The organism is Candidatus Zixiibacteriota bacterium (assembly GCA_020853795.1).
In the GTDB taxonomy this organism is placed as follows: domain Bacteria; phylum Zixibacteria; class MSB-5A5; order CAIYYT01; family CAIYYT01; genus JADJGC01.
Map to the genome: position 1 here is coordinate 1 of JADYYF010000009.1, position 8678 is coordinate 8678.

The 8678-nt window shown below is 55.8% G+C and carries 10 protein-coding genes; 8 read left to right on the forward strand and 2 right to left on the reverse strand.

Annotation, left to right across the window (positions count from 1 at the left end; all coding sequences use genetic code 11):
• Together IT585_00830 and IT585_00835 are read right to left on the reverse strand one after the other, a co-directional pair.
• Positions 1–317 (reverse strand): P-loop NTPase (locus tag IT585_00830; protein ID MCC6961773.1); only part of this gene is annotated, 317 nt, incomplete at its 3' end.
• A 231-nt stretch (positions 318–548) separates the two neighbouring features.
• Positions 549–1214: a hypothetical protein gene (locus tag IT585_00835; protein MCC6961774.1), complete on the reverse strand. Its 666-nt coding sequence runs from the start codon at positions 1212–1214 to the stop codon at positions 549–551.
• A 71-nt stretch (positions 1215–1285) separates the two neighbouring features.
• Between IT585_00835 and IT585_00840 the strand changes: the two genes are divergently transcribed.
• From IT585_00840 to IT585_00875, 8 genes are all read left to right on the forward strand, one after another.
• The gene (locus IT585_00840) at positions 1286–1789 is read left to right on the forward strand and encodes an FHA domain-containing protein (GenBank protein MCC6961775.1); all 504 of its coding nucleotides are present in this window, start codon (positions 1286–1288) and stop codon (positions 1787–1789) included.
• Between the two features lie 37 nt (positions 1790–1826).
• Entirely contained in the window at positions 1827–2864 is a 1038-nt protein-coding gene (locus tag IT585_00845) for a serine/threonine protein kinase (protein MCC6961776.1), read from the forward strand.
• A 211-nt stretch (positions 2865–3075) separates the two neighbouring features.
• On the forward strand, positions 3076–4497 hold the full coding sequence (locus tag IT585_00850; protein MCC6961777.1) for an ATP-dependent Clp protease ATP-binding subunit: 1422 nt from the start codon (positions 3076–3078) through the stop codon (positions 4495–4497).
• A 75-nt stretch (positions 4498–4572) separates the two neighbouring features.
• Positions 4573–5646: an AAA family ATPase gene (locus IT585_00855; protein ID MCC6961778.1), complete on the forward strand. Its 1074-nt coding sequence runs from the start codon at positions 4573–4575 to the stop codon at positions 5644–5646.
• 21 nt (positions 5647–5667) lie between these two features.
• Complete coding sequence (locus tag IT585_00860; protein ID MCC6961779.1) at positions 5668–6123, forward strand: type VI secretion system contractile sheath small subunit; 456 nt, start codon at positions 5668–5670, stop codon at positions 6121–6123.
• A 17-nt stretch (positions 6124–6140) separates the two neighbouring features.
• On the forward strand, positions 6141–7541 hold the full coding sequence (locus tag IT585_00865; protein MCC6961780.1) for a hypothetical protein: 1401 nt from the start codon (positions 6141–6143) through the stop codon (positions 7539–7541).
• A gap of 108 nt (positions 7542–7649) precedes the next feature.
• Positions 7650–8063, forward strand: a complete 414-nt coding sequence (locus IT585_00870; GenBank protein MCC6961781.1) for a hypothetical protein — start codon at positions 7650–7652, stop codon at positions 8061–8063.
• Between the two features lie 89 nt (positions 8064–8152).
• The coding region (locus tag IT585_00875; protein ID MCC6961782.1) for a hypothetical protein at positions 8153–8678 on the forward strand (526 nt) is incomplete at its 3' end.

Genomic DNA, 8678 nt, shown 5'->3' on the forward strand with positions numbered 1-8678 from the left:
CCATCGTTATCGATCAGAAGCCCCATCGACACGAAACTCACGCCGAAGCGCTCTACCGGCTCCAGAAGATCACCCTTGATCCCCGGCTTGGCTTGCCTTGCCCCCAGCATCCCGGGCTGGCTCGGTCCGTAAATATCGGCGTCCATCAGTCCAACCTTCGCGCCGGTCTGCTTCAAGGCTACTGCAAGATTCGCTGAAACCGTCGATTTGCCGACCCCGCCCTTGCCGGAGGCAATCGCTATTATGTTCTTGACCCCGGCCAAACCGCCGGTGTTTTCTTCATGCGAATGAGGCTGTTGCGCCTTCGAATCTGCCATCTGCTATCCTCAATCCAACTATCGATCCAACACCGTTTGCCCCCACATTATCAAGTATACGACCCGCGCCGTTCCTCGCAAAGCGATTAATCTTTCCGGTGTACCTACAGCATTCTTACGCGCTTTCGCCCTATCCCCTTCATGTTACTTCTGCCCTTCTGGTTGATGCTGCCGGCGCCGAGGTCAATTGAGAGCCGGCCCTTTCCTGGACCGCGAATTCCAGCGCCGCTGCTAATATGCTCGATTCAGCGCATTCCGCCGATGTCGGTCAATCCAGACAAAGAGCAGCACAAACAGCCATTGCGCCAATGCCACCAGCGCCAACGCCGTCGTACCCGGAGGTGGCGGCCCCACAAGGTTTGCCACATAGATCGCCGCCAGAATCAGCACCGTTCCCCAAAACACCCATCGTCCGATCCAATCCCGCGCTCGTGTTGTAGTTGCATAAACGATCGCCCCCACTACCAGCAGCCCGTACTCAAGCGCTAAGGTAGCGGCGTGGGAATTCCACAGGCCGAGCCCGTACTTCTCGCCCCCCAACGGTGTCAACGGCAGGTCAGGCCGATGCACCAGTAGATCCAACGCCCAGTGGCTCACTACCAAGACCCCGATCAGAAACGCCCCGCCTTTCGACCGCCGCACCATGTAATAGATTATCCCAAGTAACCCGCCCCAAAGCACGACCGCCAGCAAACTGTGACTGATTGGGTAGTCTTGGAAGTCTAGCGGCGTAATCACCGTAATTCCCGGTGCAATCGTTACGTGCTCGATCCCGGCCAGAAGGAATATCGGCCAGATCAAATCGATGAAGAGCGAAGCGAATACCAGACTCCCAAGTGAAATCCTTGGAGCGATTCGCTTGGAAGCCAACGCTACTCCGTAATGACCAAGAAACATGATGTAGCCAAGTTCTCGAATTGAATCCAGTGCGCAAGTAAAAGGTCAACAGGAGACACCATGTGCATTTGATGTCATTCTGGCGTAGCACTGCGCCATTGTGGCATATGGCCAATATTCTGTGGACTCAAAGAATTTCCTCACTCAGTACCGATTTCACTTCCTTCTTGGTTCCACTGCGGTACAATTCTATTGATTTTGACGGCACAACCGATTTACTTGTTAAACCTATGTCACTTAGGCCGCTGATGGTTGTTGAAGAGGGTCCTGATCGCGGACGGCAATTCACTACCGACGCCGTACAATTCCGCGTCGGTCGCTCGTCGGACAGATGCGATTTTGTGCTCTCGGATGAAGATCCAGCCATTAGCCGCGAGCATTTTGCCGTGATTCGGCGCGGAGATACATTCCTGTTTATGAATCTCTCGCGTAACGGCTCCTCGATTAACGGCGTGCGCGCCGATCAAACCTTGTTGAAAAGCAACGACTTAATCAAAGTTGGGATGCAAACCGTGATCCGCTTCACGGTGGAAGACGAGCGCAACCTGGGAGCCAATCCCAGTTTTGGACTATAAACATCTCTGCGTGATCACGATTGGGGGCTGAAGTTGGATGATGTCGAGCAACACTCACGGACGATTTGCCCAGTTCGCGGCAGTGGACAACCCCGATCTGCCGGAACGATTTCAGACATACATTCTCGACAAGAATCCGATTGGGGAAGGCGCAGTCAGCTTCTGCTATCGCGCCCGCCGCACCGACAATCAGCAAGCCGTTCGCCTCAAAGTGCTGCGGCGCCGATTGTCCGAGCACACCGGAATCAGCGAGATTCTGCAGCGGCAGGTGCGCTACTTGCGCGAATTTCGCGGCGAGGCGCTGCTGCCGTTTCGCGGCGCCGGTCAACATGCAGGGATACAGTTCCTCGAATACGATCTGGTCGACGGCGTCAGCTTGCGACGAGTAATCGACGAACACGCCCCCTTGCATCCGGACCTGGTCGGATTGATCGGACTCGGGATCGGCGAAGCCCTGACGCAGATTCACGGGATGCGGCCGTCGCCGGGGCTGGGGAATCTCATTCCGCTGCATCGCAATCTGAAGCCGGAAAATGTCCTGCTGACACCGGATGGCCGCGTTCTGCTTTTGGACATCGATATGCTGCCGTTCTGCTATTTTGCTGACCGTCAGCAAATTGAGTTGCCCTATACGCCTCAGGTTTACGAGTCACCCGAGCAGCTCTTGAAGTCCGGTTACGCTGACCGGCGCTCAGATATCTACTCGCTCGGCCTGATCATGCTGGAAATGGCAACGGCACAACATCCGTTCGTTGGTCACAATATTTTTGAAGCTCGGCAGAACATCCGCGAGGGACGCGGGGTAAAACTGGAGTCACTTTATCCGCAGTATCGCGATGCCGATACGCGAAGCTGCCTGAAGGATCTCGGCGAGATTATCGGTAAGATGACCACGTTTGCCGCAGATAAGCGTCCAGCCACCGTAGCCGATCTGGAGGGGTGGTTGGCCAAGTACTTTGCATCTGCCGGCTACGACGAACGCGGGCGGACACTGGCCGATTTTTTGCGCGCGGGCACTTTTCGAGTTGAGCGCACGCGTAAAAAAACTATTATTGATCGATTGTTCGGCGGATAAGGGCACAAGCGGGGGCGCAACGTGGCGCCGGACCGAACGCCAGGAATGGAAGAACCGGAAGGGTGGAAGATTGTGGGGCGATGAAGTCCTCAAACTTCCATCGGCGACTTTGAGGATGAATTATCGCCTTGACAGGGAACAAGTTGGAAGTTAATTTTTCAGTTTAGCGCATCAGTAACGGGAAATTTCGTACCCCCAACGTGAAGAGAGTATGGATTTAGGATCGTTTTCAACGACCCTGCAGAACGCTATTCGGCGTTCGCAGGAACTGGCCAAAAGTTACTACCACGCGGAAATCCGCCCTCAGCACCTGTTTTTGACCCTGCTGCGGGACGAAGGCGGCGAACTGGCCGCCCTGATGAAACAACTCGGCAAGAAACCGGAGTACTTCGAAGCGCTCCTGGCGGACGAACTCTCCAAACTCGGCAAATCCGCGGCGGATGAAGTGCGGCCTGCGGCTTCGCCGGCGCTGCAGTCCCTCTTGGTTGCCGCCGGCAATCGCGCCGAGAAATATTCCGATGCTGAGGTACGGCCGGAACACGTGCTGATGGTCCTGGTCTCGGCCGATTCGCCGCTCTCGGAGCAGATCCGCCGCCGCCTCGATTTTGACGAAGGCAAGATCATCGACGCCAACGCCGAAATGAAAGTCGTCCAGTCGATCGCCGGCGGACCGGCATTAACCACCGGTGAAGGTGAAGATGCCGTCGCCGGCGCCGAGGGCATCAAGTACTGCGTCGATATGTGCGAGAAAGCCCGCCGCGGCGAATTTGACAATTTCTTCGGCCGCAAGGAAGACATCTACAACATCTCGCGCGTGCTGATCCGCCGCCGCAAGAACAACCCGATCCTCGTGGGACCGCCCGGGGTGGGCAAGTCGGCCTTGGTGGAAGGTCTCGCGCTGCAAATCGTCAACAAGCTGACCACGCCGGAGTTGTGGGACTCGATTCTCCTGCAACTGGATCTCGGACAACTGGTGGCCGGAGCCAAGTACAAGGGTGAATTCGAGGAGCGCTTCAATGCCCTGATCTCGCGCTTGGCGAAAGGCAAGGGCAATCTGATTCTCTACATCGATGAAGTACACACGCTGGTCGGCGCCGGAAATCCCTCCGGCGGTATGGATGCGGCCAATCTGATCAAGCCGGCGCTGGCGCGCGGCACCTTCAAAGTGATCGGCGCAACCACCCTGGAAGAGTATCGCAAGTACATCGAGAAAGACAAGGCGCTGGATCGCCGCTTCCAACGGGTGATGGTCGAAGAACCAACCTTCACCGAAGCCCAGGAGATTCTCTCCGGCGTGCGCGATACCTACGGCAAGCATCACAATCTTGCCATCCCTGATCTCGTGGTGGACGAGGCGATTCGACTCTCGCAGCGCTACATCGGCGACCGGTTCCTGCCCGACAAGGCAATCGATCTGCTCGATGAAGCCGCCGCGTCCTTCCGCCTCAACTGCACGCGCGCCAAGAACGAAATTCCCGCGCTGCGCAAGATGGCCGATGAGATCAAAGCTCTGCTGGGAACGCAAGTGGCGGCCGACAGCGACGAAGCATTGAGCGAGGAAGCCCGCCGCCGGATCGATGAGTTTAACGATCGGTTTGAAGAAACATTTTCGTTGTGGGTGGGGCGGGTTTAGACGGGTTGTTGCGCGGGCGCAGTCCCGGCGCAATCGCCGAGAGAAATACGAATCAGGCTTGAACGGAAAGATGGAATGAGCGGAGAGAAAACTCAAATCGCCAAGTTTCGCGAGAATCTGGAAAAAATCGATCGGCTGGAAAAATTCGTGACGGCCGAGAAGCAAACCCTGGGCTCCGAGGACGTGGCCTATGTCATCTCGCGCTGGACGAAAATCCCGGTCTCGCGCATGATGGAGGACGAGAAAGAGAAACTGCTCCACCTCGAGCAGCACCTCGGGCAACGGGTCATCGATCAGGATGACGCCATCAAAACCATCTGCGAAGCGGTACGGCGCTCGCGCTCCGGGATCAAACGCCACAACCGGCCGATCGGATCGTTCCTGTTCCTCGGCTCCACCGGTACCGGCAAGACGGAACTGGCCAAGACACTGGCGGAGTTCCTGTTCAACGACGAAAAAAACATGATCCGCTTCGATATGTCGGAATTCATGGAGAAACACTCGGTGGCAAAACTGATCGGCGCGCCCCCGGGCTATGTTGGCTACGAAGCGGGGGGGATGCTCACCGAAAAGGTGAAGCGTAGTCCGTACTCGGTGGTCCTGTTCGATGAGGTCGAGAAGGCCGATCCGGATGTGTTCAACATCATGCTGCAGCTACTCGACGACGGCCGGCTCACCGATGGCCAGGGCAATACGATCGATTTCACCAATACCATCGTCATCCTGACTTCGAACTTCGGCTCGAACTACATTCTCGACTGCTACCGCGAAAACAAGCCGGTCGAGCGCGAAGAAATGATGCAGGTGCTGAAAGCCAAGTTCCGGCCCGAATTCTTGAACCGGCTGGAGTGGATCATCTTTCGGCCCCTGACCGAGAAGGGCATCAGCGCGATCGTCAATATCCAGTTGAAGGTGATCAACAAGATTCTCAAGGATCAGAAGATGAAGATCTCCTGCACGCCCGAGGCCATGAAGGCGCTGGCGGAGCGGGGATATAATTTCGAGATGGGCGCGCGGCCGTTGCAGCGGGTGATGGAGAAAGAAATTCTCAATCCGCTCTCGGTCGGCATCATCGACGGCCGCTTCCCGGAAGGGTCGCAGGTCGAGGTGCGTTTCACCGGCGAAAATTTTGAAATTGTGAGAATATAAGCGAGGAATCAGGAGGAAACCATGGCAGATCAATTCCGAATTGCCGCCCCTCATATCGGCACCACCGAGTACAAGGAGAAAAGCGATTCGATTCCGGTCGATCTCTTGCCGTCGAATAAGATGGTCTACTTGACCAAACTGAATTCGCGCGAGGAGACCGAACCCGAGTTGACGCGGTGCAAGAATTTGAAGGAAGTATTCGCGAAATTCCAGCCGACGCAGGAAATCACCGTCAACAAGCAGGACGGTTCGGAAGAGTCCGTCGAGCTGGGATTCAATTCGATGAAAGATTTCGGCTCGATGGAAATCATCAAGAAAAACCAGTACCTCTGGGAAAAATACAACGAAGTCGAAATCCTGCGCAACCTCAAGAACCTGCTCGAGAAACCGAATTCCAAGCTCAAAAAGGAGCTGTCGAATCCGGCCAAAAAGGAAGAGTTCTTGAACGTCATTAAGTCTTACATCGAGAAACTGTAACCGGGGAAGAGGTAGTCATGGCTGATCAGGAAAAAGACCAACAGCAACAGGCTGAAGTCAAGGTCAAGGAGAAAACCGACCTAAAAGACATCCTCGGCGCCGGTTTTGTCGGTTACGAGGTGATTAAGGATCATCTGTCGCACTTCACGAGCCAGGACGGCGTGTACATCGAAGGCGCCAAGTTCCTGGATCCGAAGAACGAATCCTTCAACAAGTTCCTGTCTTCGGACGAATTCAAAGATCGCCGCAAACAGCTCAAGCAGCGCCTGAGCGTCTGGGCGAGCTTGTTCGAGGCCGGCGATGCCACTTCCGACGAGTTCAAGGACAAACTCGACAATCTGATTGCCGAAGCGGACAAGAACCTGTCGGAGAACATGAAGAACATCCACGCGACAATCCGGCCGCTGGAAGTCGCCTATCGCGGTGTCGACCTGTTCTTCCAGAACGCCGCCGCCCGGCCCGATGCGGAGATCTACGCCTACTTCGCCAACGTCGGCATCTCCGATCTGACCGATCCGAACGACCGCGAGAAGTTCGAGTACATCAACCGCCAAGTGCACGACATTTACGGCCTCTACGACATCACCAATTGCTACTCGCTCTGCTGCATTCCGGGATACCTCGGCAGCGTGAAGGACATCGACACGGTGGCGCGCGACATGGGGATGCCGAGCAAGCTCCACGTGCTGACCGACTTCAAGCACTTGAACAGCTACGAAGAGCTGTCGGAAGAGCTGGACGATCCATCCTACGATTCGCTCCGCTCCAACGACGAATACAAAGCGTACATTTCGGTGTTCGGCAACTACGTCAAAGCCGACAAGCCGGAAAGCCGCTTCGACAAGGATCCGCTCTGGATTCCACCCTCATCGCTGGTGGCCGGTCTGATTTACAAAAACGACAACGAGATCGGCATCCAGGCGCCCTCGGCCGGCAAGGTCAACGGCAAGCTGGGCGGCGTGCAGGCGACCCGGATCAAACTCAACGAGGCGAAAAACACCAAGTTGAATGAGAAGGGCATCAACTGCGTCCTCAACTGGCAGGGCGACGTCGGCGATGTCGTCGCGATGGGCGCGGACACGCTGTCGAAAGACGCCAAGTTCCGTAACTACACGATCAAGCGCACCTACGACTACATCTACAAGGTGATGCGCAATTACTTAAACCAGCAGGTTTACAAGGGCTTTGATGAGAAGCTGAAGAAGTCGATCGACGCTGATCTCAACAAGTTCCTGAGCCTCTTGCAGCGCAACAAGGTGATCAACGGGTTCACCTGCAACGTCATCGCGACCAACGAAATGATCGAGAACCAACAGATGCTGCTCGAAGTGGCGCTCAATACCAAGACGCCGATCAAGCAGTATGTGGTCAAACTCGAAGCGATGGTGGACGACGCCGGTCAGACGGCCGTAAAATAATTTCGAACCGACCGCATCTCCCGGCGACAGTTGGGATGAAGCAAACGAAGTTCGAATTCAAGAACGAAAGTAACAGATACAGGCAACATTCTGAGGAGGAAATGAAGAATGGCACAGGAAGTTGAACTGCTGGTGGACGGCGAAAAGTTCGACAAGGTTCACTCGGTGAGCTACGAATTGTTCACGCCCCACGATCTGGCCGACGGCAAGCCGAGCTCGGTTCCGACCGGTCTGAAGATCAAGATCAGCCGCGAATCGGACGAAAACATCGGTATCGCCAAGTGGGCGTTCGATTCGTCCCAGGTGAACCGCAAGGCCGGCCAGATCACCTTCAAGGACCCGAACCTGAAGAAGGACCTGAAGGTGCTCAAGTGGGAAAACGGATTCATCACCCACTACGAAGAGCACGTCCCGTCGACCGCGTCGGCGCCGAACGAACAGATGTATGAGTACTTCGAGATTTCCGCGGAGCTCGTGGATCTGAACGGCACCGAATACAAGAAGGACTGGAAGGGCAAATAAGCCTGACGGACCAGGACGAAAATCTGCGGGAAGGCGAGAGAAGTTCTCCCTTCCCGCTGTCGTAAGGTAGCGCAGGAAACGAGGCAACGATGGCAATCCATGTGACGGATATTCCCGAGAACGAATCGCCGGACAAGGGTCCGGGCTCGCGGATGACAGTAAAGACGGAAGTGAAAGTCGACGGATCCGTCGTGTCCTGGGTGATCAGCTATATCGAGCTGAACCAGGCCGCGTTTGAGCACCATGTCTTACGCGTGACGCTGACAGCCGATCTCACCTCCATGGACCTGAGCAACCAACTCAATCAAACCAACGCCTATCACGACATCATCGGCAAGTCCATCAACCTGACGGTGACGCCGCAGGAAGAGTACGTCGGTCAGGCCAAACCGCTGGAGTTCGCCGGGATCATCACCGACGTCGAGATCAACAGCCGCGGACAAAACCTCGCCACGGTGACCATCGAAGCCAAGAGCCCGACGATCAAAATGGACTTCCGCAACAAATTCGTAACCCACAAACAGCTGAGCCGGAGCGACATCGCCAATCAGCTCGTACAGGACGCCGGCCTCGAGATGGCCGGGGTGCAACTCAGCGGCGATGCCTCGCACAAAC